This is a genomic window from Pseudoalteromonas sp. 5Ae-yellow (genome assembly GCF_014077565.1).
Lineage (GTDB): Bacteria > Pseudomonadota > Gammaproteobacteria > Enterobacterales > Alteromonadaceae > Pseudoalteromonas.
Genome location: NZ_JACGWD010000032.1, coordinates 20025 through 45214, shown reverse-complemented (window position 1 = coordinate 45214; position 25190 = coordinate 20025). Strand labels below are relative to the sequence as shown.

19 protein-coding genes are annotated in these 25190 nt (G+C 40.1%); 8 read left to right on the top strand and 11 right to left on the bottom strand.

Translation table 11 applies throughout. From position 1 onward, the window contains the following. Window positions 1-74 precede the first annotated feature (74 nt). The gene (locus tag H4J63_RS10395; RefSeq protein ID WP_182196400.1) at window positions 75-1721 is read right to left on the bottom strand and encodes an electron transfer flavoprotein-ubiquinone oxidoreductase; all 1647 of its coding nucleotides are present in this window, start codon (window positions 1719-1721) and stop codon (window positions 75-77) included. Between the two features lie 221 nt (window positions 1722-1942). On the opposite strand from H4J63_RS10395, the gene H4J63_RS10390 reads away from it, so the two are divergent. Both H4J63_RS10390 and H4J63_RS10385 read left to right on the top strand, forming a co-directional pair. Beyond that, window positions 1943-2692, top strand: coding sequence for an electron transfer flavoprotein subunit beta/FixA family protein (locus H4J63_RS10390; protein WP_024604313.1), 750 nt, complete (start codon window positions 1943-1945; stop codon window positions 2690-2692). After that, window positions 2693-3619, top strand: coding sequence for an electron transfer flavoprotein subunit alpha/FixB family protein (locus H4J63_RS10385; RefSeq protein WP_182196397.1), 927 nt, complete (start codon window positions 2693-2695; stop codon window positions 3617-3619). 140 nt (window positions 3620-3759) lie between these two features. On the opposite strand, the gene asnS is transcribed toward H4J63_RS10385, so the two are convergent. Beyond that, window positions 3760-5157: an asparagine--tRNA ligase gene (asnS, locus tag H4J63_RS10380; RefSeq protein ID WP_024596826.1), complete on the bottom strand. Its 1398-nt coding sequence runs from the start codon at window positions 5155-5157 to the stop codon at window positions 3760-3762. Window positions 5158-5454: 297 nt separating this feature from the next. Here asnS and H4J63_RS10375 point away from each other — a divergent pair, with 297 nt between their 5' ends. After that, the gene (locus tag H4J63_RS10375) at window positions 5455-5889 is read left to right on the top strand and encodes an ATP-binding protein (RefSeq protein ID WP_002961231.1); all 435 of its coding nucleotides are present in this window, start codon (window positions 5455-5457) and stop codon (window positions 5887-5889) included. Between the two features lie 4 nt (window positions 5890-5893). On the opposite strand, the gene H4J63_RS10370 is transcribed toward H4J63_RS10375, so the two are convergent. The 8 genes from H4J63_RS10370 to H4J63_RS10335 all read right to left on the bottom strand — a co-directional run bounded on the left by H4J63_RS10370 (window position 5894) and on the right by H4J63_RS10335 (window position 16495). Further along, a complete protein-coding gene (locus tag H4J63_RS10370) occupies window positions 5894-6523 on the bottom strand; it encodes a Vat family streptogramin A O-acetyltransferase (protein ID WP_182196396.1) in 630 nt (209 codons plus the stop codon). 35 nt (window positions 6524-6558) lie between these two features. After that, entirely contained in the window at window positions 6559-7575 is a 1017-nt protein-coding gene (locus tag H4J63_RS10365; protein WP_182196394.1) for an ABC transporter ATP-binding protein, read from the bottom strand. A 14-nt stretch (window positions 7576-7589) separates the two neighbouring features. Next, window positions 7590-9089, bottom strand: a complete 1500-nt coding sequence (locus H4J63_RS10360) for an iron ABC transporter permease (protein ID WP_182196391.1) — start codon at window positions 9087-9089, stop codon at window positions 7590-7592. Then, window positions 9089-10129, bottom strand: a complete 1041-nt coding sequence (locus H4J63_RS10355) for an extracellular solute-binding protein (protein ID WP_096793161.1) — start codon at window positions 10127-10129, stop codon at window positions 9089-9091. The genes H4J63_RS10360 and H4J63_RS10355 overlap by 1 nt, the downstream gene beginning before the upstream one ends. Beyond that, entirely contained in the window at window positions 10130-10942 is an 813-nt protein-coding gene (locus tag H4J63_RS10350) for a hypothetical protein (RefSeq protein WP_154903076.1), read from the bottom strand. It abuts the gene before it with no gap. A 243-nt stretch (window positions 10943-11185) separates the two neighbouring features. After that, the gene (locus H4J63_RS10345) at window positions 11186-13648 is read right to left on the bottom strand and encodes a hypothetical protein (RefSeq protein ID WP_182196390.1); all 2463 of its coding nucleotides are present in this window, start codon (window positions 13646-13648) and stop codon (window positions 11186-11188) included. A gap of 314 nt (window positions 13649-13962) precedes the next feature. Further along, window positions 13963-15183 carry a Xaa-Pro peptidase family protein gene (locus H4J63_RS10340; protein ID WP_182196388.1) on the bottom strand — a complete coding sequence of 407 codons (1221 nt, stop codon included), beginning with the start codon at window positions 15181-15183 and terminating at the stop codon, window positions 13963-13965. A 22-nt stretch (window positions 15184-15205) separates the two neighbouring features. Next, window positions 15206-16495 carry an FAD-binding oxidoreductase gene (locus H4J63_RS10335; RefSeq protein ID WP_182196386.1) on the bottom strand — a complete coding sequence of 430 codons (1290 nt, stop codon included), beginning with the start codon at window positions 16493-16495 and terminating at the stop codon, window positions 15206-15208. A gap of 281 nt (window positions 16496-16776) precedes the next feature. Between H4J63_RS10335 and H4J63_RS10330 the strand changes: the two genes are divergently transcribed. From H4J63_RS10330 to H4J63_RS10315, 4 genes are all read left to right on the top strand, one after another. Further along, on the top strand, window positions 16777-16995 hold the full coding sequence (locus H4J63_RS10330) for a hypothetical protein (RefSeq protein ID WP_182196384.1): 219 nt from the start codon (window positions 16777-16779) through the stop codon (window positions 16993-16995). A gap of 3 nt (window positions 16996-16998) precedes the next feature. Beyond that, complete coding sequence (locus H4J63_RS10325) at window positions 16999-18000, top strand: 4-hydroxyproline epimerase (protein ID WP_024597910.1); 1002 nt, start codon at window positions 16999-17001, stop codon at window positions 17998-18000. Window positions 18001-18013: 13 nt separating this feature from the next. Further along, window positions 18014-19510, top strand: a complete 1497-nt coding sequence (locus H4J63_RS10320) for an aldehyde dehydrogenase (NADP(+)) (RefSeq protein WP_182196382.1) — start codon at window positions 18014-18016, stop codon at window positions 19508-19510. Window positions 19511-19643: 133 nt separating this feature from the next. Further along, window positions 19644-20312: a GntR family transcriptional regulator gene (locus H4J63_RS10315; protein ID WP_024597912.1), complete on the top strand. Its 669-nt coding sequence runs from the start codon at window positions 19644-19646 to the stop codon at window positions 20310-20312. A gap of 330 nt (window positions 20313-20642) precedes the next feature. On the opposite strand, the gene H4J63_RS10310 is transcribed toward H4J63_RS10315, so the two are convergent. Beyond that, window positions 20643-21611: a dihydrodipicolinate synthase family protein gene (locus tag H4J63_RS10310; RefSeq protein ID WP_006793005.1), complete on the bottom strand. Its 969-nt coding sequence runs from the start codon at window positions 21609-21611 to the stop codon at window positions 20643-20645. A 416-nt stretch (window positions 21612-22027) separates the two neighbouring features. Here H4J63_RS10310 and H4J63_RS10305 point away from each other — a divergent pair, with 416 nt between their 5' ends. Next, window positions 22028-25021, top strand: a complete 2994-nt coding sequence (locus tag H4J63_RS10305; RefSeq protein ID WP_182196380.1) for a TonB-dependent receptor domain-containing protein — start codon at window positions 22028-22030, stop codon at window positions 25019-25021. Window positions 25022-25190 lie beyond the last annotated feature (169 nt).

Here is a 25190-nt window from a genome sequence, read left to right as displayed (position 1 = left end):
CCCTGCAATTTAGGATATGTTTATAATTTATATGTAAAAATAGTACTTAAATACGTATCTAGCGCATAATTTAGTTACATATTCGGGTAGTTTGGTCCACCAGCGCCTTCAGGTGTTACCCATGTAATGTTTTGACTAGGGTCTTTAATATCACAGGTTTTACAATGCACACAGTTTTGAGCGTTTATAACAAACTCTTTACTGCCTTCTACTTCTTGCACTTCGTAAACGCCTGCTGGGCAATAACGCTGTGCAGGCTCATCAAATTTCAATAGATTTACGTTAATAGGGATTGACGGATCTTTGAGCTTTAAATGACAAGGCTGTGATTCTTCGTGATTCGTATTTGATAAAAACACACTTGAAAGTTTATCAAAGCTCAATTTCCCATCTGGTTTTGGATACGCTATTTTGTCAGCGGCGTTAGCATCTACAAGGGTAGAGTGATCGGGCGTATTATCTTTAAACGTAAACGGTAAAGCGCCATTAAAGATGTTTTGATCAAGCGTGTTATACGCACCCCCTACAAACTTACCTAATTTGTGCATAGCAGGGCCAAAGTTACGAGATTGATATAACTCTTTATATGCCCACGATTGCTCAAACGCAGTTTGATAATTAGCTAAATCGGTATTTGCCAACTCATTTTGCAATGCTTCAAAAATAACCTCAGCGGCAATCATTCCTGATTTCATTGCGGTGTGATTACCTTTAATTTTTGCAAAATTAAGTGTGCCTGCATCGCACCCTATAATTAAGCCACCAGCAAAATGCATTTTTGGTAATGAATGTAAACCGCCCTTAGCAATAGCACGCGCACCGTAAGCAATGCGTTCTGCGCCTTCAAGTACGTTTTTAAATACTGGATGGTGCTTCATTCGCTGAAACTCATCGAACGGGCTTAAATGTGGGTTTGAGTAATTTAAGTCAACAATTAAACCAACAACAACTTGATTGTTTTCAGTGTGATACATAAATGCACCACCATTAGTATCGCCGCTAAGTGGCCAACCAGTACCATGAACAACTTTGCCAAGCTCATGCTTACTTTCATCAATTTGCCAAATTTCTTTAAAGCCTAAACCGTAATGTTGTGGCGATGAATCTGCATCAAGTCCAAACTCATTAATTAGCTGCTTACCTAAATGACCTCGGCAGCCTTCTGCAAATATAGTGTATTTTGCACGAAGCTCCATGCCTGGCATGTAACCGTCTTTTTCATTACCGTCTTTGTCGACTCCCATATCGCCAGTAATAATGCCTTTTACTGCTTTATCTTCAATTATTAAAGAGTGAGCACTAAATCCTGGGAATATCTCTACGCCTAAGTTTTCAGCTTGCTCTGCAAGCCATCGACATACATTACCCATAGACACAATGTAGTTACCATCATTATGGAATGTTTTAGGCGTAGCAAAGTGGGGGATTGGTGTCGCTTTTTGCTCGTTATTAAACCAATAAATTTCATCATTAGTTACTTTGGTTGTAACCGGTGCGCCAAGCTCTTGCCAATTAGGTAGTAGTTCATCCAAAGCTCTGGTTTCAAAAACAGCACCAGAGAGTACATGTGCACCTACTTCAGAACCTTTTTCGACTACGCAAATCATGCACTCTTGTTGTTTTTCTTGTGCTAATTGCGCGAGTTTAATTGCACTTGAAAGCCCAGCAGGGCCTGCACCAACAATTACTACATCAAATTCCATGGTTTCACGTTCGACCATAATAACCTCTTTATCTATGACGGACTTATTTGAATGTTTACTACGCATTTAAATAAGGTGTACAGCCTATTTATAACCTTGCAAATTAAACGTTACAGACTGTGAATAGTTAAAGGTTATTTTAGGTTGACGTTTACGTCAACAGGAAGTAGTCTAATTTCATAAAATAAATAGGTTGACGTGCACGTTACCTTGTAGGTTTAAATAATTATGGAGTTCCTATGAAAGTTCTCGTACCAATAAAAAGAGTGATTGATTACAACGTAAAAGCACGCGTTAAAAGTGATAACAGCGACGTTGATTTAACCAACGTTAAAATGGCAATGAACCCGTTTTGTGAGATTGCTATAGAAGAAGCAATTCGCCTTAAAGAAGCCGGTACCGCCACTGAAGTGGTTGCCGTAACTATTGGTCCAAAAGCATCACAAGAACAATTACGCACAGCATTAGCATTGGGCGCTGACAAAGCCATTCACATCGAAACCGATGAAAAGCTCGAGTCACTTCATATTGCAAAACTACTCGCTAAAATTGTAGAGCAAGAAACGCCTGAACTTGTCATTTTAGGTAAACAGTCAATCGATTCAGATAATAACCAGACAGGTCAAATGCTAGCGGCTTTAACTAAACGTGGCCAAGGTACATTTGCATCCAAGGTTGTTATTGAAAATGGCAAAGTAAACGTGACCCGCGAAGTTGATGGGGGCCTGCAAACGGTAGCACTTAATTTACCGGCGGTTGTTACAACTGATTTACGCTTAAACGAGCCTCGTTACGCATCACTGCCAAATATTATGAAAGCCAAACGTAAGCCGCTTGAAGTAATAGCAGCTGATTCGCTTGGTGTTGATTTAACACCGCGTATTCAATTAATAAGTGTAGAAGAGCCAGCTAAACGTACCGCAGGAATTATTGTTGAAGACGTTGCACAGCTTGTAGAAAAATTAAAAACAGAGGCAAAGGTGATTTAAATGAAAACACTCGTAATTGCAGAGCACGACAACGGTGCCTTAAAACCAGAAACCTCAAAAACTATTAACGCTGCAGTAAAAATGGGTTTTCCTGTTGATGTACTTATTGCAGGGAATAGCCTAAGCGCAATGAGCTCACAAGTGGCCAGCATTGATGGCGTAGCTAATGTTTTAGTTGCCGATAATAGCGTTTATGAACATCAGTTAGCTGAGAGCATGACCGATTTAGTTTTATCGCTTAGCGACACCTACAGCCACATTGTTGCAAGTGCAACGACAACAGGCAAAAACTTTATGCCACGAATTGCTGCGTTATTAGATGTTGCGCAAATTTCTGAAATTATCGCAGTAGTGGACGCAGATACATTTAAACGTCCAATTTATGCAGGTAATGCAATCGCCACGGTTAAATCACTCGACAGTAAAAAAGTAATTACCGTACGTGCCAGTAGCTTTGATTTACAAGGTGAGCAATCAGCTGCTGCTATAACAAGCATTGATACAGTGTCTGATTCGCAATTAAGTAGCTTTGTAAGTGTTGAACAAACCGAGTCTGAACGCCCTGAACTTACGGCTGCCACTGTCGTTATATCGGGTGGTCGCGGTATGCAAAACGGTGAAAACTTTGCACTACTTAATGGTATTGCCGATAAACTCGGTGCTGCGATTGGTGCGTCGCGCGCAGCGGTTGATGCAGGCTTTGTACCTAACGACATGCAAGTTGGGCAAACAGGTAAAATTGTAGCACCTAATTTATACATTGCAGTAGGTATTAGCGGTGCTATTCAGCATTTAGCCGGTATGAAAGACTCAAAAGTAATCGTCGCGATTAATAAAGACCCTGACGCACCTATTTTTCAAGTTGCAGATTACGGTTTAGTGGCTGATTTGTTTGAAGTACTGCCACAGTTAGAGAGTGCTTTATAGCGCTTAATTAAGCAAAATTTATTCTGGTTGAAAGCCGTGGTGCTCTTTGAGTGCTGCGGCTTTTTTATTCGGTAAATTAAAGACACAAAAAAACCAGCCTATTGGCTGGTTTTTAGTATTTATATACATCTTACTAAATATTAGTAAGTTGCGCTGCCTTTAGTACGAGGGAAGGCAATAACGTCACGTACGTTGCCCATACCTGTTACATAAGCAACTAAGCGTTCAAAGCCTAAACCAAAGCCTGAGTGCGGCACGCTACCGTATTTACGTAAATCGCGGTACCAGCTGTAATCTTCTTTGTTTAAGCCCATTTCTTCTAAGCGTGCATCAAGTACATCAAGACGTTCTTCACGTTGTGAACCACCAATGATCTCACCAATACCAGGTGCTACAACATCCATTGCGGCAACGGTTTTACCGTCTTCGTTTTGACGCATGTAGAATGCTTTAATGTCACGAGGGTAGTTTTTAATAACTACCGGTGCTTTAAAGTGCTCTTCAGCTAAGTAACGCTCGTGCTCAGACTGTAAATCTACGCCCCATTCAACAGCGTACTCAAACTTTTTGCCACAGTTTTTAAGGATTTCTACAGCGTCTGTGTAGTCAACTTGTGCAAAGTCTTTGTCTACAAATTCTTCTAAACGCGTAATTGCGGTTTTTTCTACACGTTGTGCAAAAAATTCCATGTCATCACGGCGCTCTTCAAGTACGGCTTTAAACACATACTTGAGCATGTTTTCAGCAAGTTTTGCTATATCTTCTAAATCAGCAAACGCTACTTCAGGCTCTACCATCCAAAATTCTGCAAGGTGGCGAGATGTATTTGAATTTTCTGCGCGGAAAGTAGGGCCAAATGTATAAATTTTTGACATTGCAGACGCGTAAGTTTCGCCATTTAACTGACCAGATACAGTAAGGAATGCTTCTTTACCGAAGAAATCTTCGCTGTAATCAACTTCGCCTTTGTCTGTAAGTGGTAAGTTTTGCATATCAAGCGTTGATACACGGAACATTTCGCCAGCGCCTTCACAGTCACTTGCCGTAATGATTGGCGTGCTGATCCAGTAAAAGCCTTGCTCGTGGTAAAAACGGTGAATAGCTTGTGCTAAACAGTTACGTACACGAGTTACCGCGCCAATCATATTTGTACGAGGGCGAAGGTGAGCGTGCTCACGTAAGTACTCAATGCTGTGGCGCTTTGCCGACATTGGGTATGAATCTGGGTTTTCTACCCAACCTAATACAGTCACTGAGTTAGCTTGAATTTCGTAAGATTGACCTTGGCCAGCAGATTGAACTAAAACACCAGTAACCGACACAGAACAACCGGCTGTTAAGCTAGTAACTTCATCATAATTATTCAGTGAATTAGGAACTACCGCTTGAATAGGATCAAAACACGAACCGTCATGAACGGCTAAAAATGAAATTCCTGCTTTTGAATCGCGGCGAGTACGGATCCAGCCTTTAATTGTTACTTGGCTGTCTACCGCAACATTGCCTTTTAATAGCTCTGAAATCGCTAAATGGCTCATCTTCACTCCAATGATATAAGTTGCCTAACTATTTTATTTTAACTGTGCGCAACACTCGGGCATAAATTGCACATAAACGGCGCTGCACTTGAACCCTGTATCTTACCTAGTAAAGTTAAATAAAAAAACTATTGTGGGCAACTCTTTAAAAGTTTTTATGCATGCGGTTTATTTTTAAACAGTTTTTAGAGTTTAATTGCCACTATTATGATTTGTTGCTCTGAAATTTAATGATTTTGTGGCATCATTAACATCCAAACTAAATTAATATTTATTCACCCTTAAAAAATCGATGCTATGAAACAAGTTTTTATTTTACGAGGACTACCAGGAAGTGGTAAGTCTTACTACGCGCAAAGCCTTGCTGACGAATTAGGTGGAGCCGACGAAAGTCAGTATCTAATTTGCTCAACTGATGATTACTTTAATAATGAGCAGGGCGAATATCATTTTGATAAATTTAAGTTACCACAATTTCATAATTTAAATTTGGCGCGCTTTATAAATGCACTTGCTCAAGGCATTCCATTGGTGATTGTAGATAACACCAATATTAAAAAGTGGGAATTTATAGCTTACTCTCAAGCTGCCGTTGCTTTAGGTTATCAAGTAAAAGAAGTGATAGTGGGTGAAGTAAAAGACAAAGCTATGCAGCACCTATACGCTAAACGAAACTCACATAATGTGCCGCTAAAAACTATAAGTAAAATGGCCTACATGTTTGAGTGGTAATCACTTAGAGATTAGATAAGGCTTTTATATCGCATTGTGTAATGGCATCTAAATGAGCAGTGATTTTTTCATTGCTCCAATCCCACCAAGCTATATCTAGCAGCGTATTAATTGTTTTATCGTCAAATCTGGTTTTTATCACTTTAGCGGGATTTCCACCTACAACGCTATAAGCAGGTACATCGGAGGTAACAACTGATTTACTGGCAATAATAGCGCCGCTGCCAATTTTTACCCCGGGCATAATTGTAGCGTTATAACCAATCCAAACATCATGACCAATTTCTGTATTGCCTTTAAAGGGTAAATCATTTGATTTTGGTACAAATTTTTCCCAGCCATTACCAAATATAAAAAATGGATAAGTAGAAAATCTAGAAGTTTGATGGTTAGCGCCATTCATTATAAAGGTAACGTCTTTAGCTATCGCACAAAACTTACCTATGATCAGACGATCCCCAATAAAATCGAAATGGTAAAGCACATTTTTTTCAAAATTCTCAGGGCCATCAGGATCGTCATAATATGTATAATCGCCTACTTCAATATTGATAGAAGTAATATAGTTTTTTAAAAAACCTACTTGAGGAAAACCTTCCATTGGTGAAGGATTATTGGGGTTTGGTCCGTTCATGGGGTTTCCTCTTAATTTTGAGTTAGGTATAGATATTAATCTATAGATTTATAAACCGCTAATGGGTGCGAGGTACTTAGTGATACATGCACTTCGTCGCCTGGGTTTACCACAACTTCATGGCTTACTCGGCTAGTTACAACCGTAGAGCACGCAAGTTTTACAGCGCACAAGCGGCTGCCACCTTCAAAGCGTACCCAAATTACTTCGCCGTTATTGCCAACACTGCTTTGTACAAGTAACACATCGTCTGGTCGAAGTAGTACATCAACGTCGCCACTTTCACAGTCAACGCCATGAGCGGGCGCATTACCAATTGAGGTAGTGGCTTGTCCTTGGCTAAATTGGCCGCTAATAAAGCTGGCTTCACCTAAAAAGCGTGCCACAAAGCGATTATTTGGCGTGCTAAAGCAGCGCTCTGGCGTGTCAATTTGCTGAATTTTGCCGCCTTTTAGCACACCAACACGATCGCCAACTGAGAGTGCTTCTTCTTGGTCGTGTGTTACCCAAATCGCCGGTACGCCAGCGGCTTTAAGTGCGTTTCTAATATCCCAACGAAGCATGTCTTTAAGAGCGGCATCTAAGTTTGAAAGCGGCTCATCAAGTAATACAAAGTCAGGTTGGTGGGCAAGGGTACGCGCAAGTGCAACGCGCTGCTTTTGGCCGCCAGAAAGCGTTGCTGGTTTTTTATCTCTAAAATCGCTCAGTCCAAGTAGGTTTATCCAATACTCAGCAGGGGCTGTATCTTTTAATCTAAAGCAAATGTTTTGCTGTACGGTTAAGTGCGGAAATAATGCAAAATCTTGAAACACCATACCTACACTGCGTTTTTCAGGAGGTATGGTTGATTTAGGTGTAGCACGCCATTTACCCGTGTTTATTTCGCCTTCGCTAATAGGTATAAGGCCCGCAAGGGCTTGTAAAATTGTACTTTTACCACAACCTGTTGGCCCTACAAGCATAAGGATTTCGTTTTCACCCAGGGATAAATTTAAATCGCTTACTACGCGGTTACTGCCATAATCTATAGACAACTGACTTACAGATAGCATTGTTTTTTAAATCCTTAATGTTCAAACTGGTTGCGTTTTTCGCCAGACATCATAATAGCTAACCCGCAGGCAGATATCACTACTAACAATAATCCAGGAATAGCAGCGCGACCAAAGTAGCCCGCTTCGTATACACGCCATAAATAGGTAGAGAGTGTTTCAAACCCTGTTGGGCCAAGGAGTAGCGTGGCTTCTAGTTCGCGCATTGACTCTAAAAACACCAATGCTGCACCGGCAATAATACCGCGCATTGTTAAAGGCAATGTTATGCGAGTAAATACTTCACGTGGGCTTGCCCCTAATACGCGCGCAGACTTTACTAAGCTTGGATCTAAGTGTTCGGTGCTTGTTCTAACAGAGCCCACAGCAAGTGGTAAAAATCGCAGCATATAAGCAATAATAAGTAATCCCAGTGTTTGATATAGAAACGGTAACTGCAAACCACCGTAAACAAGCGCTGTGCCCATTACTATGCCCGGAATACCAAAACCAAAGTAAGTAACACGCTCCATTATACGACCCGCTTTTCCACTCAGTGCGGCATGTGCAACGGGGATCGCAACGATAACAGCTACAATTGCCGCAATACCCGATGCATACGTAGAGTTCCACGCAATATTAAAATCAAATGAGCTAAAACCATCACGAGCTAACCAAAGCGAAAATATAGCCAAAGGTAAGCCAATAGCGAGTAGCAAAACAGGTGCAAATGTAACAAACATTGCACTTAACTGTAATTTGTTTGGAAATAAAATTAACGGGCGACCATTGCGCTCAGGCGCTGTTTTTATTTGTGATTCAACTAAAAGTAAAAAACCGACAATAACCATCAGCTGAAGTGAAAGCATTGCAGCGCGTCCTAACGCAAAGGCGTTGTATTCAACGTAAATTACGCGGGTAAAGGTATCTAGGCGCATCATTGCGGGCGTGCCAAAGTCTGATAACGTATAAAGCGCGACTAACAAAGAGCCTGCTGCAATACCGTTAACTACGCGCGGTAATATTACTTTAAATATACTTTGCGTCATCGACATGCCCAGCGTTCGTGCGGCATTAACCATGCTTGCGTCAAGGCTCAGTAGGGATGAGCGAGTTGTCATCATTACAAACGGGAAGGTATAAAGTGTCATTACAATGGCGGCACCTGTTAGGCCATACATTGATGGTGTTTCTATTCCTGTTAAGGTGTTTATTTCGCCACCGGGGCCAAAAGCAGCATAAAGTGTAAATGCGCCAATATAACTGGGAATTGCCAGTGGGGCTGCAAATACAACCAGCCAGAGCTTTTTAAATGGTAAATGCACATACGCGCTAATAAACGCCAGTGGCACACCAATTAAAATAGATCCGAGTACCGTTAAACCCATTAACGATAACGTGTTACCTAAAATTTGCAGGTTGTGGGTGTCAAACACTGAGCTTGCATCGCTTGCAAGCACAATTAATACATAAACAGGGGTAAGCGCAACAAGCGCTGCAAGCAGCGCCATTGGATAAGAGGCAGGTATTTTCATTACAATACGCCGCTGCTTCGCATCAAATCTATAGTAGGGCGTAAATCAGCTAGCTGTGTTAAATCTACTTTAGGTGGAGAAATATTAGCAAGTGACGGTAAACCCTCAGGTTGGGTAATACCATTTACTAACGGAATTTCGTACGCTTCACTGGCTAAGTAACCTTGTACTTCTTTACTTAGTAAGTAACGCATAAAGTTAGTTGCAAGCGGATCGTCGTTAAGCGCTAATACACCCGATGCATTAACTAAACAGCCCGCATCATTTTGTGTAAATGCTAAATCTAGCTTGGCATCAGGTTTACCTGATTTTAAACGCAAAGTGTAATAGTGATTAGCAAAACCAATATCAACTTCACCGCGTTCAACGCCCATAACAACACCTAGCTCGCCGGCGTATGTTTTAGCACGTTTTTGAATCTTTTTAAGCCACTTAGCGGTTTTGTCATCGCCTTCTAAGATTCGCATTGCGGTTACAAACGATTGAAAAGAAGCGTAGGCGGGTGCCCAGCCAATACTTAAATCGCTGTCGGCAATTTCCATAATACTTGTTGGAATTTGATCTTTAGTCAAACGCGACGTGTTATATGGCAATGTACGAATACGGCCAGTTACAGGTGCCCACTCTTTATATCTAAATTGTGGTTGTAACTGAGCAGATAAATCACCTGGGATAGGTTGTGCAAGGCCAGCATCGGTTACTAAACCAATTGCGCCTGAATCAACTGCCCAAAATAAATCAGCGCGGCGAACGCCAGCTTTAGCTTCTGCAACAATGGTATTTGCTAAAGCAGCAGTAGGACCTCGGCGTATACCGAGTTTAAAGTCTGGATTTTTTTTCTGGATTGCTTGTAATACGTTTTCATACAAACCACCTTCGCCTCGGCCTAAATAAAGCGTTAACTCGCCTTTAAGCTTTGGTAAATCGTCAACAGAAACAGGGTTTGCTATATCAGCGGCTAGCGCACGAGAAAGAGGCAGTGGCAATGAGCCAACCACCCCTAACGCGGCTAGGCCTTGAATAAAGGTCCTACGCTTCACTTAAAATACATCCTTACGTGCTTTTTCGGCTTTTTCTATTAAAACCTTAGCGCGGTCTAATTTTGTTTGCATATCACTGATCACATCGCGTACTTCGTCTACGCTTTTGCTGTTTGTAATGGCTTGTGGCAGTGTTACGTTAAAGTCTTTTTCCAGCACTTCAACTAGTTTTGCATCTTGTTCAATAAGAGTTCCTTCAACGCCTTCAAACAGGTGCAGATAAGTATCGTGAACAATTTCAGTTGCTTCGTCTCGTAAACGCTCAGCAAATTTAGCTACTACACGGTCTAATTTGTGCTTAATTTCATCAATTGTGGCACTTTGTGTCATTTGAGTTGTAGCGGTTGCTTTTACTGTGTCTAACAAGCCTTTTTGCTGGAATTTTGCAGCAAGCTTAACAGCCCCAAGGCCTTGCCACAAGGCTATGTTCATCGCTTTTTGCTGTTTACGAACTTCCTCAGCAGGCTCTTTATTATCAATGGCCATTTTTACGCCATAAAGACCCTGCCAAATAGAAGCGTATACCGGTACGAAGTTAGTTTCTATTGCGCTGTGAAACTTAACTGATTCCCAATATTCAATTAAATCATCAGTTTTTACAGATTTTGCGCCTTTAGTATCGTAGTCGCTTACCATGGTATCAACTTTGCCTACCATCCATTCTACTTCTTCTGCGTAACTTTTAAGGTTAGCTTGAAGATGATTAACATGCTCGCCAATAGGGCCGTTAGCTAATACTGGTTGAGCCATAAACGCCGAGGCTAGTAAAAGGCTTGCACCTAAAGTTTTGGCTGGTTTAAATAGTAATTTCATAGCAAAGAAGTCCAAAAGGTAATTGTAAATGATAGCCATTATCATATCCATAATGATTGCCAAAATCAATATATCTATATTTACTCGTAAAATCCCATTTTTCTCTTTGATTTAAATAACTTAATGTCATGTAAGAAAGCTTACTTTGTAGCGATTATAAATGTTACTACTAAGCAGGTTTATTTTTTCGCAGGTTGGCGAGAATTTTAAGCTGCTTTTGTGAGCAACTTAAAACGCATGATTTTATTTAGTTAAGTTTACGTTTTTTACTAATCTTATTTTTTCACCATCTACATCTAAATATGCTGTAATATTTGCACGAGTGAGCTCACTGTTATTAGCTAATTCAAAGTGATAGGTTCTGCTCTCATAAGGTTCTATTTTCACCTTTTGTTTGAGTTCTTTTATTACTAAAGGTTTTAAATCAGAAATAGCAGAAAGAGTGAGCGTACCATCAGTTTTACCTGAATATGGTCCTGTAAGCGTTACGCTGAAAACACCTATGTTTTTATTGTTTTTGGTGTACTTATATTTCATTCCAACACCATTAAAGGGCATTAGAGATTCACGAAAATGTGATTGATAGCTAAGTGACTGCCATTGTAGTTTTTGGTCAACCTTTAAACTTTTAGCGCCTTGGACTTTCGTTAAATCGAGATTATGAGTGCCGGGTTTTAGCGCATTACTTATTTTTTGTTTTGCAATAACATTCCCTTTAGTATCTAAAAATTGAATGTTAGCTGAAATCTTTAGTTCAAAATCTGTGGGGTTGTAAACTCTTAAAAAAGCATCACTTTTATTAAAGTATATACTTGAATCAATACCAGAAAGCGCTCTAAAACCAATATCACCTAATCGCTTCATGTAATCGTTAAGCTTTAAGTTTAACTCAGAGTTAATAGTTGTATGGTGTTTTTTATCTGTTAGCTTTGCCATTAACTTACTTAATTCAAGCTCACAATTTGTTAGTTTAAAGACATGAATTTGGCACGTTCTGAATAAGCGGCTTAGTAAATTATAATTTTTAAACACCCAGGGATTAGGTATTTGGGCAACAGATGGCTGTGTATTACTAAATGAGTTAGCAGGATATAAATAAGGGGTAAGTAAATGGTTGTTGTTTCTACTTAGTAAGCTGATTTTTTTGGTGTTTAATGTTGTTAGTATATCACGAGCGATAGGCAGAATAATTTGCTGCTCTATTAATTTATTATTTAGTGCAGTTAAGGTGATTTTTATATGTGCCTCCTCTAAAGAAAGCAGGATGGCAATAGATTTATTTTTAATTAAGGCCTCCCTAATTTCAGGTGTTAAGCCTAGCTGTAATGAACTAAATTTATTTATATTTTGCCCATTTACATGCAAGCGTTCACCATCAACGATTATAAATTCCAACAACTGATCATCATTTATTTGTTCTTTCCCAATAAAACGCTGCCTATATAGTTGATTATGTTTGCTACGTTTTGCTTGTAAAGCAACACCGACTTCGCTTCGGCGTATCTGTGATTGTTCAAAACCGATTAAAACAGCCACTTGGTTTTTGTTAGAAATATTTATAATCTGATTCGATAATGGCCCAGGAAAATCCATGACAGGGTGGGTCTGTTTTCTCGGTGGGTTAATATCTAAACGAGATAAATCAGTTGAGTCTGTATTTCGTAACCAATAAGAAGCCCCATCTTGCTCCCATGGTCCTGACACTATATGAAAACTTGGCTTAATATTTTGTACAAAATCAGCGAAGCCTTGTTCAATTGCTTGCCAATCTTTAAAAGTGTGTTTAAGTAATGAGTTAGCCGTTGAAAGGGTTGACTCACTATGCGGGTTAGCTAGCCTAAGCTGCTTTAAAAAGTAAGCAAAAAATTGTGCTCGCTCTGGTGAACTTAAAAGATAATGAATGATAAAAAAATTAAGACCGCGTTTAAGTGCAGGATCATCGTTAATTTGTTCAATAGTGGGTTTGTTCTCGCTGTAATACTGTTTTAAGCCCATCTCTATATAGTTCATTGGGGCACGATCAAATACCATTACTGTTAGTTGTTTCAGATTTGGATCATAAACATGATGAGCAACTGAATCAGCTAGACCTTCTGTTATCCAATTGGGTGCCCAAGTAGAATGGCCATTTAATGCCATATGAAATGCATGCATTGTTTCGTGGATCACGATGTAGCGCTGATGATGTTCTCTATGACTAGGGAAGTTGTAACCTGCGCGATTATAATACATGGTTTCACCACCAGCTGTTTTATGAACGCCACGTAAAAAACCATCATCAAGCATAGCTTCACGGACTCTTGAACGACTACTACCATAAACCACAGCAATCCGTTGGCGTTCAATATTAGGTGGCTCCATCCCAAACAACGCAACATAGTGTGGATAAGACATCTCTAATAACTCTAAATATAGCCTTACTTTTTCTTCAGGTAGGTCACTTTTAAGTGCAAAGTGCTTGCTTATCCACCAATTATAACCTCGGCTATTAGCAATTTTACTCTCACTATAAGTGTAGGGAACTTCTTTACCCAAAAACTTAATATCTATGTCCTTTAGTGTACTTGTGTAACCGTTCACTGCTATATCAGCTTTTAATGGTGCTGGTGTTATTGGTTTAATAGGATTTTTAATATAAGTCGCTGCTTGTGGTTGGCAAGCTACAGTTAAAAATACGAGTAGTAGAAGGATTATACTTTTTATCATTATCGTCACCTTGTATTTATGTATATTGTATACAATAAATGGTATGGTGTTTGGGTTTAAAAGTAAACTAATAATAACGTTTACATACTTAACTTACCCTTTAAAATATGAGTTAAAAACATGCAGAGTTTTAGGTTCATACAGCGATTATTTACTTGTAAAGCAGAGGGTGACGAGGGCTTAGTTGACACAAACCGCAGAGAACTTTAACTTAATTAGTACACGCATAAAGTGGCATAATAACAGCACAGTTTGAGCAACTGTGCTGTTTAATATTATATTATATAGCCGAATTTATTTTTTGTTTATCTGGCTTACTCAGCCAAGCCAAATGGATTATCAATACTGTGTGCGGGTTCTGTAAACCATTTAGGTCCTGATTCAGTCATATAAAAGTGATCTTCTAATCGCACGCCAAATTCATCAGGTACAACTAGCATTGGTTCGTTACTAAAACACATACCTTTAGTAAGAGGGGTTTTATCACCGCCTACTAAATATGGCCATTCATGAATGTCTAAGCCAATGCCGTGGCCAGTGCGATGCGGGCAGCCAGGAGTTTGGTATTCAGGACCCAACCCTTGTGCTGTTAAATAATTACGAGCTCCAGCATCTACGGCTTCACATGTTTGGCCTATTTTTGCTTCATTAAATGCAGCAATTTGTGCCGCTTTTTCATAGTTCCAAAATTGGCGCTGGCGATCGCTCGCTTCACCAAATACGTAGGTGCGGGTGATATCTGATAAGTAATCATGCACTTTACAACCAGTATCAATTAATACCATGTCACCTTTTTTTAATATTTGCGCGTCTTTTACACCATGGGGGAAAGAAGTTGCAACACCAAATAATACAATGCAAAAGTAATTGCCTGGTGCGCCTACTTTTTGGTGTGCTTGCTTTATAAACGCTTCTACTTCAGTGGTACTGATGCCTTCATGTAGCATACTGGCAGTTGCTTTATGTACCGCCAGCGTCATATCCATAGTACATTGCATTAATGCAAGTTCATTGGCTGATTTATGCATGCGACAATGTGCAGTAACAGGCTGTGCATTAACTAACTTTAAGCCATTTTGGGCTTTATTAATGCCATCAAAAATAAAGAACTGTGCGCTTTCGTCAATACCAACTGTGCCATTAGCAGCAATACCCATTTCAGATAATATATTGACAAATAATGCGTATGGACTTTCATGCTCTTGCCAACCGTGAATTGGACCATCAATCACTTTAAAGCCATTTAATGAACCAATTTCAAAATACGGAGCAATATATTGCACACTACCATTAGCAGGTAAAATTGCTCCCACCAGACGCTCACTTGCATACCAACGCATTCCCGTAAAGTAAGTAAGGTTTGTGCCTGCATTTAAATATATGGCATCAATACCATTGGCCTGCATGTATTGCTGAGCTTTTTTAATTCGTTCTAGGTGCTCTTGTGGTTGAATCGGGGTTAAATCTTCAGTCACATCATTCAAACTAGCAAGTGCTTGTTCTTTGGTTTGAATGCCAATACCTTTGGTTGTCATTATACTCTCCTAGTTAATGTGCTTATTGCGCAAATGGTATGTGTGAATTACTTGCCGCTTGGGTGTTAAATCGGCATATACTATAAGGTGTTAGATCAATCTCTGCGTCTTGTCTTAAACATAAACTAGTGATTAATTCTCCTGTGACGGCACCTTGTGTTAAACCGAGATGCTGGTGGCCAAAGGCAAAAAATAAATTAGGGTGGTAAGGTGCTTCACTTATTACGGGTAATGAGTCTGGCAAAGATGGTCTACAACCCATCCATATGCTACTCGGTTCTGATGGAATAGAAGAATTACTTAGCATTGCTTTTGCGTGCGGTACTAATGCAAAAGCACGTTTTTCGTTCATTTCTCGCTCAGTGCCAGCAAATTCAACAGTGCCTGCAATACGGAGTCCTTGGATCATAGGGGTCATAATAAAATTTCGTTCTGCAGACGCAACAGGCCTAGATAAGCCATAATTACTTGCTAGCATGCAGTGGTAACCACGTTCAGTATCTAATGGCACCTTATAACCTAAAGGCTCTATTAGCGATTTACTCCATGCTCCTGCTGCAACAACAACTTTATCAACGAAAAATGTTTGTTGATTATTACTGAGTATATACCCGCCGTCAGACTGCTTAATTTTAGATATTTTTTGTTGGCAAAACTTCCCCCCTAGTGCACTAAATTGTTCAGCTAAATTAATGCAAAAAAAATAAGGATCTACGCTGTGGGCTACATCTTTAAATAATAAAGCATGTGTTATTACTGCCGATAGGGTTGGCTCTAATAATTTAACCTCTTCAGCGCTGAGTAGTTCAACAGGAATACCTTGAGCTATAAAGCTATTATAAATTTTTTTTATATGTGTGAGCGATGTTGTTTCAAAAGTTAACAAACTTCCTTTTTTTGTGAGTAAGTGGGCTAAATTAAACTCATTGAGCAAGTGCTCGTATGCAGTAATAGCTCTGTTATTTAATGCTTTAAGCGCTTCTATATTTGCACTGTAGGTTTTACTTCTCATATTTTTTGTAAACAGCCAAAACCATGGCAGCGCTTTAAAAATATAGCGCCAATCTATGCGTAGTGGACCCAATGGGTTGAATAACATACCCGGTAACTTTTTCAATAATGATGGGTGTGCAAGTGGAAAGATTTGTTCGGTAGCAAAATGCCCCGCATTACCTTTTGAACAGCCTTGAGCCAATCCATTTTCGTCATACAAAGTGACGGAAAAGCCAGCTCGTTGTAGGTTAAGTGCACAACAAATGCCAATAATTCCAGCACCAACCACAGCTATTTGTTGTTTTTTTTGCTCTGCCAAAATGTGTTACTCCACTTAATACTATTTGCGTTGTTAGCCTGTAATAAACGGGCTGTGTTGTTTTGTGTACCATTAATAATCAACGCTGTAACAACTTTAATTATTAATTATTAATTATTAGTTATTTACTTACAGTGCCTTAGCATAACTTTCTTTTTTGGTTTAGAACCATGCACCTATAAATTTGTAAAATGCCACATTGGCATATTGATTATTGATTATTGATTATTGTATACAATATACCTATCATATCAAGTCTAAACATAAATTAGGTAATAAAAATGGCAGTAAATTGGCAAGGAGTCTATTCAGTAATAACGACTCAGTTCAATGCAAATAACGCCGTTAATTTTGCATCAACAGTAAATGATGAACTAAATAACGAAGGCGTTCACGGTATTATTGAACTGGTTACGGCAGACAACAAAGTAGCTGTCATCTCGCTTTACAATGAAGCGTCGGCAAGCCACTTTGATTTAACAAAATTTAATTTGGAATAAGTTATGCTCAAAGGGACCTTTTTTTGTATTGACGGCCATACCTGTGGTAACCCAGTAAGGCTAATAACCAGTGGTCACCCGCAATTAAGCGGGTTGAGCATGAGTGAGAAGCGCCAGGATTTTTTGCAAAATCACGATTGGATACGCCAAGCGCTCATGTTTGAGCCTAGGGGTCACGATATGATGTCGGGCGGGTTTTTATATCCACCCACCACGGAAGATGGTGATGCAGCTATATTATTCGTGGAAACATCAGGATGTTTACCTATGTGTGGTCACGGTACGATGGGTATTGTTACCTTCGCTTTGGAGCATGGCTTATTACATGCAAAAGTGCCAGGTACTTTGCTGTTAGACACACCAGCTGGGCGTATTCATATTAACTATGAAATGACTGATGGCAAAGTACAGTGGGTAAAAATTTATAATGTACCCGCATATTTAGCACACCGCTCGATAGTTATTGAGATACCTGAGCTAGGTGAGCTTAAAGTAGATATTGCCTATGGAGGTAATTTCTACATTATTGTTGAGCCGCAGACGAATTATAAAGGCATTGAACATTTAACTGCAGGGCAAATTTTAAAGTACAGCCCTAGAGTCCGAGAAGCAATAAACGCGAAAGTTCAATGTACGCACCCGCTAGATAAAACCGTTCAAGGTGCTAGCCATGTTTTATGGACAGGCACACCTAAAAATCCCAATTCGGATGCAGCAAATGCTGTTTTTTATGGCGACAAAGCTATTGACCGTTCGCCATGTGGAACAGGTACCAGCGCACGTATGGCACAGCTTTTTGCCAAAGGACAGTTGGCTCAAGGGCAGAATTTTATTCACGAAAGTTATATTGGGAGCCAGTTTATTGGTTGTATTGAGCAAGTAACAGAAATAGCAGGCATACCAGCCATATTACCAAGTATACAAGGCTGGTCTAGAGTGACGGGCACAAGCGCGATCACCGTGGATGACGATGACCCATATGCATTTGGGTTTCAAGTAATTTAATGAGGAGCAAAGCATGACATTAACAGGACAAAGTTTAGTAGCAGGGCAGTGGATCGGTGATTCAGCGAATGGTGAATTTCACGCATTTTCCCCTGCGCGCAATGAAGCATTACCAACGCGCTTTTTTAATCTTAGTACGGCTGAATTAAACGGTGCGATAGAGGCCGCACAATCGGCGTTTTATCAGTACCGTAAAACCAGTTTCGCGCAACGTGCAGATTTTTTAACGTGCATCGCAGAGCAAATTTTAGTACTTGGCGATGAGCTAATTGAACAAACACAGCAAGAAACTAACCTACCACTTGCGCGTTTACAGGGGGAGCGCATGCGCACCGTAAATCAACTTAAAGCATTTGCTAGTGCATTACGTGAAAACCCTGAGTCACCTCTGGGTTTGAAAGTAGTGGATGAAGCAGATGTCACAAGAGCACCTTTGCCAAAGCCACATACTGAGCTTAACTATTTACCGTTAGGGCCCGTTGCTGTATTTGGAGCATCTAATTTTCCTTATGCCTTTTCAACACTGGGTGGAGATACTGCAGCAGCGCTTGCTGCAGGTTGCCCAGTGATTGTAAAAAATCACACAGCGCACCCTGGTACGGGTGAGTTAATGGCACGAGCGGCGCTTGCAGCCATTAAAGAATGTGCGATGCCTTTAGGGGTGTTTGCTATGGTGCAAAGCAAGGCGTATGACATATCGCATCAATTAGTTGCTGCTCCGGGAATTAAAGCGGTTGGCTTTACCGGATCATTTAATGTGGCCAGTAAACTGCAAGAAACGATTGCCAAGCGTGAAGAACCCATCCCATTTTATGGCGAGCTGGGAAGTATTAATCCACAAGTTATTTTACCTAATAAAGCCATAGAACAGAGTAAAGAGATGGCACAGTCACTTTGCCAGTCAATGCTGATGGGCAACGGGCAATTTTGTACCAGTCCTGGGCTTTGGTTAGTGCCAACGGGGTGTGATGAACTTGAAGCACACATTACTGCGTGTATTAATGATGCGCCATCAGACACCTTGCTCACCCCTGGAATTGTTAAAACGTTTAAACAACAAGTCGAAGAGCGCAGCCAATTTGCTCAACTAAGCGTGTTGGGCAAAGGTAAGCTTGAGCAAGCGTTTCATGCTAATGCGCATGTCTTCGCGTGTAATGCCGATGATTATTTAACAACCCCAACTTTGCATGAAGAAGTGTTTGGCCCTGCGGCATTAGTTGTGCGCTACGACAGTGAGCAACAGCTCATGATATTGATAAATAAACTCCAAGGTCAGCTTACTGCCAGTGTTCATGGTACTGAGGCTGATTTAAATAAAGCTGATAGTGTTATTGAAGCACTGCAATATAAAGTAGGCCGTTTGATTAAAAATCAAATGCCAACAGGTGTAGAAGTGTGTGGTTCAATGAACCATGGTGGACCATTCCCAAGCTCAACGGATGTGCGCAGCACTTCTGTTGGTACAAATGCAATGTTGCGATTTATGCGACCAATTTGTTATCAAGCATAAGATTATTGGGCGGGATATACAAATTGTATATTCCCGCTTTTACTTATTTTTAAGGACGCTTAGGCAGATTCTAACTTGGCATATAAGTGAACTTGGGTATAATGTATGCTAAATGCAATATAAAAGGATCACCATGGCTATCGAGCACAAAACCCGCACCCAACTAGTCGCAGAAGCAATTCGTGAAAAAATATTAACCGGTGAGATAAAAGCTGGTGATCCGCTGCGTCAAGCTGCACTTGCTGCTGAACTTAATGTGAGTCGAATACCTGTTCGTGAGGCACTACTTCAGCTTGAAGCTGAAGGGCTTGTTAATTTTGAAGCGCATAAAGGAGCCACGGCCACAGAGCTTTCAGCATCACAAATTGATGAAATTTTTGATTTGAGGGCATTACTTGAAGCTGAGCTGCTAAGTCACTCAATAGAGGGATTAACAGATCAAGATTTAACCGATGCCGAGCTTATCTTAACTGAGCTTGAAAGCGCCATGGAAGCAGGTGATACTCACTTGGCAACGGGCGATTTAAACAGCCGTTTTCATGGTAAGTTGTATTCACGCGCACAACGGCCACAAACTCGGGAGCTAGTTGATATGTATAGTAAAAATTCAGAGCGTTATGTACGGATGCATATTTTACTGGCAGGTGGCTTAACTACTGCGCCCGAAGAGCATCGCACTTTATTACAGTTTTGCCGCGTAAAAGATACCAAAAAAGCCTGTGTTTTTTTGAAAAAGCATATCTTGAGCGCAAAAAACGACATTAAAAAACTATTACTTAAAATAGAAGATGAAAAAAGGTAGTTTTTAATAAATCTTTGTTAGCACATTCTTATAATGTGCTCAGCTGGCTACCATTCAAGGTTCAACCAGCTTATCTGCATTTTTAAAGTGAATATTTAAAAAATAATTTAGGTAGGTAGAGCAAAAAGCTTAGAAGTGTAAAGCTTAACCTTACCTAATATTCGCATAAACGATACACCTGAACTTTCTACCTTAAATTTCTATTTTTCTTTAATGCTCAATAAGTAAGATTATTTAATAGGGTGAGATGCAACCATCGCAAGAACAGTTAAGCGGTAGGTACTAAAAACTCCGTAAAAATGGAGTTTTTGTTTGTTAACTTTTAAATAATTAGTCTATTAAACCTAGAATCTCAAGTCTCTCTTTTGCCTTGATATACCGTGTTTGAACATCATCAATCTGCTGTTGAGTTAGTTTTTTCCCAAGGGTACGAAGCCCACCCGTTACATCATTGTGATGAATGCCAAAAGCAAGCTTAAGGTATTCTAAAAGTAACGGTTGTGCATCAAGGTAAGATATAGAATTCATCGCTTGAGAAATTTTATTTGCTTCAGCCCATTCGCCTTTATTTACATGTTCCTGCATAGTGACACTTGCTTTTGGGAATATACAACCAACGCCTGTAATTCCACCGCACGCACCAGCGAGTCCTGCATGTACGGTTACGGTGTCTACACCAGCTAGTACTTTTAAGTCTTTGTTCATTAGCATCATTGTTTCAATAACTGACACGTCTATCGTTGAAATTTTAAGCGCGGTAACTTCAGGTAAAGCAGCAAGCTTCGTTAGAAGATCAGTTGAGAGCGCATGGTAGCCGGCTGCATCAGGATTGTTATAGGGCATTATTGTTATGCCTACCTCTTTTGCAGCTTTTGCAGAAAGGGCATAGTATGCATACATTTCTTCATCAGAAGGTGTGTATGTGGTTTTTGGTGGCATTACCATCACGGTATCAACGCCAACAGTCGCAAGTTCTGTAACAATTTTGGCAAGCTGTTCTTTAGTTTCAGCTGCTGCTCCACTGATTAATGGAACATTATGTTGTTTAGCTACAACCGAAAGAGCCTTTAGTAAAGAAAGGCGCTGCTCGTCACTTAAATAGGTATTCTCACCCAGTGTGCCAGAGCCAACAAGCCCTCCCATTTTAGTACCTCCTTTACCTTTAACGCTTAAAATATCATTTGCATATTTTTGCGTTGCATCAAAATCAATTTCAAGGGCGCCGGACTGCGACTCTTTAAGCCAAGTAAATACAGCTGGCATAACAGTATATCGCCAGTCTTTGCTATTTGTTTTCATTATGCTTCCTCTTATACCCACTTATTTGCGTATATTGTATACAGTATGCGGTTTATTGTAGCAGCAAAATTTACTTCGGCAATACCTAGGTCAAAATTAATTAAGTATCTAGTTTAAAAATATAAAGGAACCTATTACACCAAATAACGTAGATTACATAAGCTCGCCTCAAGCAGTTACTCATCGTTATAAATATTTATTTTTAATATTTCAGTTTTATGTATTAAATCTCAGAACTCCAAGTCTCTGTTTTTAGGTACAAATTGAAAAGGTTTTAGGTTCTGTATAATTTGTAATTTAAATTTAACTAAAAATATACACACATTACATATTGTATACAATATGTAATGTGTGTATATTTTTCATGTCGAGGCTAGTCTCACAATAAAAAATCAACAGGACCAAGGAACTCTTACATGTTTACAAATAACAAAAAACAAACTCGGGGCGTGGGTGCTAAAACCCTGCTAGCAACTGCGGTAACAGCAGCATTATTAATCGTGCCAGCTGCACACGCTGTTGATGGCAGCAGTATTGTTAAAGGTCATATTGTTGCCCAATCGGGGAATGATTTAACCGGCGCAACTATTACACTTAAGCATAAAAGTAAGGGATTGGTTTACACCATTACCAGTAACGCCGAGGGTGATTACTTATTAAGAAACGTACCTGTAGGTACATACGATGTAACTATTGTAAAAGATGGTTATCAAACAATGACTGAAGAAAATGTTGCTGTAACTATTGGCCAATCAATAATACTTGATGTACAGCTTTATAAAGCTGGAACGGATATTGAACGTATTGCTGTTACTGGTTCAGCCATTCGTCGTGTTGATATGGCATCTTCCACCTCTGGCTTAACGTTCAGCAGTTCAGAGCTCAAAGCAATGCCGGTAAATACAGGTTTTGAAAGTATTGCTTTGTTGGCTCCGGGCACTGCTGCACCAGGTGGTTCTAATTTTAAAGGCGCATCAAGCTTTGGTGGATCGTCAGCAGCTGAAAACGGTTACTACTTTAATGGCTTGAATGTAACAAGTATTCGTACTGGGCTAGGTTCGATTCGATTACCATGGGAGGCTATTTCGCAAACTCAAGTTAAAACGGGTGGAGTAAGCCCTGAGTTTGGTGGGGCTCTAGGTGGTATTGTAAACGCTGTATCTAAATCGGGTGATAATGATTTTAAATTTGGTGCAGAGGTACGCTGGGATCCTGATAGTCTTCGTAGTCAGCATGATTCAATATTCCAAGATAGCGGCACCATCAGTACCAATACGCAACAGAGCAGTTACGATTTTAAAGAAGTACAGTTATGGGCGAGCGGTGCACTTATTGAAGATACGCTTTTCTTCTATGGTCTATTTGCTCCACGAAGAGAAGAGTCGAACAGCGCTGGGCAAAGCACATTTTCTGATTTTGAGCGTGATGAAGACCGCTGGTTTACAAAAGTTGATTGGTTTATTAATGAAAACCACTCAGTAGGTTTTTCAGCAATGAACAATAAACGTACTTGGACTGATAAAACGTTTGCTTATGCGTGGGAAGAAAACGTCGTTGGTGAGCAACAAGGTGTTGATGCACCGGGTGAAGATGGCGGTAATGTTTATAGCATTAACTACAATGGCTATCTGACTGATACTTTTTCAGTGTCAGCCGTTGTTGGTCGTGTTACTGAAAATGTTGAAAACGTGGTAGCGTCTCCAAACCCAGGTGTATGGGATGAAAGAAATGGCTTTGTTACGTTAAGCCAGCATACAAATTCCGGTGTAACAGAAGAAGAGTACATCCGAGACCAAGCTCGCATTGATTTTAACTGGGACTTAGATGAGCATTCAATCCAATTTGGTGTGGATTACACAAATGTGAAAGTTGATTTCTTTGAAGGCCAAAATGGCATTGGGGATGCTAAAGGCTGGTGGACAGTAAAAACTGCTGGCGAAAACGACGTTTCGGGCGCTGCACTAGGTAGTGACTTTATCGAAAGAAGGATACGTAGCCGTGAGGTCGATTCGGATACCACTTCATTAGCTTTTTATATAAATGATTCATGGCAAGCAACTGATAATTTAGTGCTTAACATGGGTTTACGCTATAGCCAGTTCGAAAACACTGTTTCAGATGGTCGCGCTTTTGTTGATATAGATAATCAAATCGCGCCACGTTTACAAGCAATTTATGATGTTAGTGGCGATGGTAGTGCAAAAGTATTTGCAACCTTTGGGCGTTATTTTCAACCTGTTTCTGCGAACATGAATATCACCCAGGGTTCTGCATCTATTGAATGGTTTGAGTATTTCGAATTAGATCAATTAGAAGGCAATGGATCACCTTCTTTATTGGCTGATGGCTCACCTAGCAGAGGTAACATGTTACGTGATAGACGCTGGCGCCAGCGTGGTATTACTGAACCAGGGTTAATTGCCTCAGCTTCTTTAAAACCAATGTACAGTGATGAATTTACAATTGGTTATCAGCAAGAAGTGTTTGACACTATGTCTGCGGGTGTACGTGCTATTTACCGTGATTTAGGTCGCAGTGTAGAAGATACCGATGTAGGTCCTGTGCTTGCTAAAAAGCTTGCTGAAATGGGTATCACCGATAACGTAGGGCAAGGTTCATATTATGTGCTTAATAACCCTGGTGAAGCAATTCAAATGTCGTATGACTTTGATGGAGATGGCCAAGTAGATAACGTTAATTTGAGCGTCGAAGAACTGGCACTACCAGAAGCTAAACGAAAATACCTCGCGCTTGAATTTACTCTAGATGGCAACTTAACTGATGATTTACGCATTAATACATCATATACGTGGTCACATAGTTATGGTAATACCGAAGGATTAGTTAAAACGGATAACAACCAAGCAGATCCAGGTTGGACAACATCTTATGACTACGGCGATTTAATGGATCATGGCTACGGTAATTTACCAAACGATCATCGCCATTCAATAAAGGTAAGTGGTGCTTATAATATTACCGATGCGTTAACCGTTGGCATTGTTGCAAGCGCTACGTCTGGCCGACCTAAGAGTTATTTCTCTGTTCACCCTGAAGGCGTTGATAGCTGTGAGCAAGGCAGCCCGTGGGATGCATGTATTAGTAAATACTACGATCAAGCATCTCACTACGATGAAAATGGCAACCCTGCGCCACGAGGCAGTAAGGGTAATCTGCCTTGGTCAACAAACGTAGACATGTCACTTACTTATTACACAGATTTTTTTGGTTCAGACATGACCTTAAAAGGTACTGTATATAATTTATTTAACAGCGATAGTGCGATAAATATTAACGAAGAGCGTGCTCAGTATGGCGATAACGGCCTAGAGTTAAACCCTGACTATGGTTTAGTGACTAGCCGCCAAGGTGCTCGCTATATGTCGTTGGTTGCACGTATTGAATTTTAGTTTTCCCCTAGAAGGTTGTTACTTGATTTAATAACTTTGCTTAAGACTACATAAGGCAAAGAATCGCTATCAATGAAGCAATACAACCTTAATGCTGAACAGGAGACTGTTCGGCATTTTTTATGGGTAACCTATTTTTATTGAGTTAATTACTAATAATACTACAGGC

Excerpts from the sequence above, each read along its gene's own strand:
- H4J63_RS10370 (WP_182196396.1), bottom strand. The coding sequence starts at position 6,523 with ATGAACGGACCAAACCCCAATAATCCTTCACCAATGGAAGGTTTTCCT.
- H4J63_RS10360 (WP_182196391.1), bottom strand. The coding sequence starts at position 9,089 with ATGAAAATACCTGCCTCTTATCCAATGGCGCTGCTTGCAGCGCTTGTT.
- H4J63_RS10385 (WP_182196397.1), top strand. The coding sequence starts at position 2,693 with ATGAAAACACTCGTAATTGCAGAGCACGACAACGGTGCCTTAAAACCA.
- H4J63_RS10350 (WP_154903076.1), bottom strand. The coding sequence starts at position 10,942 with ATGAAATTACTATTTAAACCAGCCAAAACTTTAGGTGCAAGCCTTTTA.
- asnS (WP_024596826.1), bottom strand. The coding sequence starts at position 5,157 with ATGAGCCATTTAGCGATTTCAGAGCTATTAAAAGGCAATGTTGCGGTA.
- H4J63_RS10315 (WP_024597912.1), top strand. The coding sequence starts at position 19,644 with ATGGCTATCGAGCACAAAACCCGCACCCAACTAGTCGCAGAAGCAATT.
- H4J63_RS10390 (WP_024604313.1), top strand. The coding sequence starts at position 1,943 with ATGAAAGTTCTCGTACCAATAAAAAGAGTGATTGATTACAACGTAAAA.
- H4J63_RS10330 (WP_182196384.1), top strand. The coding sequence starts at position 16,777 with ATGGCAGTAAATTGGCAAGGAGTCTATTCAGTAATAACGACTCAGTTC.
- H4J63_RS10305 (WP_182196380.1), top strand. The coding sequence starts at position 22,028 with ATGTTTACAAATAACAAAAAACAAACTCGGGGCGTGGGTGCTAAAACC.
- H4J63_RS10325 (WP_024597910.1), top strand. The coding sequence starts at position 16,999 with ATGCTCAAAGGGACCTTTTTTTGTATTGACGGCCATACCTGTGGTAAC.
- H4J63_RS10310 (WP_006793005.1), bottom strand. The coding sequence starts at position 21,611 with ATGAAAACAAATAGCAAAGACTGGCGATATACTGTTATGCCAGCTGTA.
- H4J63_RS10340 (WP_182196388.1), bottom strand. The coding sequence starts at position 15,183 with ATGACAACCAAAGGTATTGGCATTCAAACCAAAGAACAAGCACTTGCT.
- H4J63_RS10320 (WP_182196382.1), top strand. The coding sequence starts at position 18,014 with ATGACATTAACAGGACAAAGTTTAGTAGCAGGGCAGTGGATCGGTGAT.
- H4J63_RS10395 (WP_182196400.1), bottom strand. The coding sequence starts at position 1,721 with ATGGTCGAACGTGAAACCATGGAATTTGATGTAGTAATTGTTGGTGCA.
- H4J63_RS10375 (WP_002961231.1), top strand. The coding sequence starts at position 5,455 with ATGAAACAAGTTTTTATTTTACGAGGACTACCAGGAAGTGGTAAGTCT.
- H4J63_RS10345 (WP_182196390.1), bottom strand. The coding sequence starts at position 13,648 with ATGATAAAAAGTATAATCCTTCTACTACTCGTATTTTTAACTGTAGCT.
- H4J63_RS10365 (WP_182196394.1), bottom strand. The coding sequence starts at position 7,575 with ATGCTATCTGTAAGTCAGTTGTCTATAGATTATGGCAGTAACCGCGTA.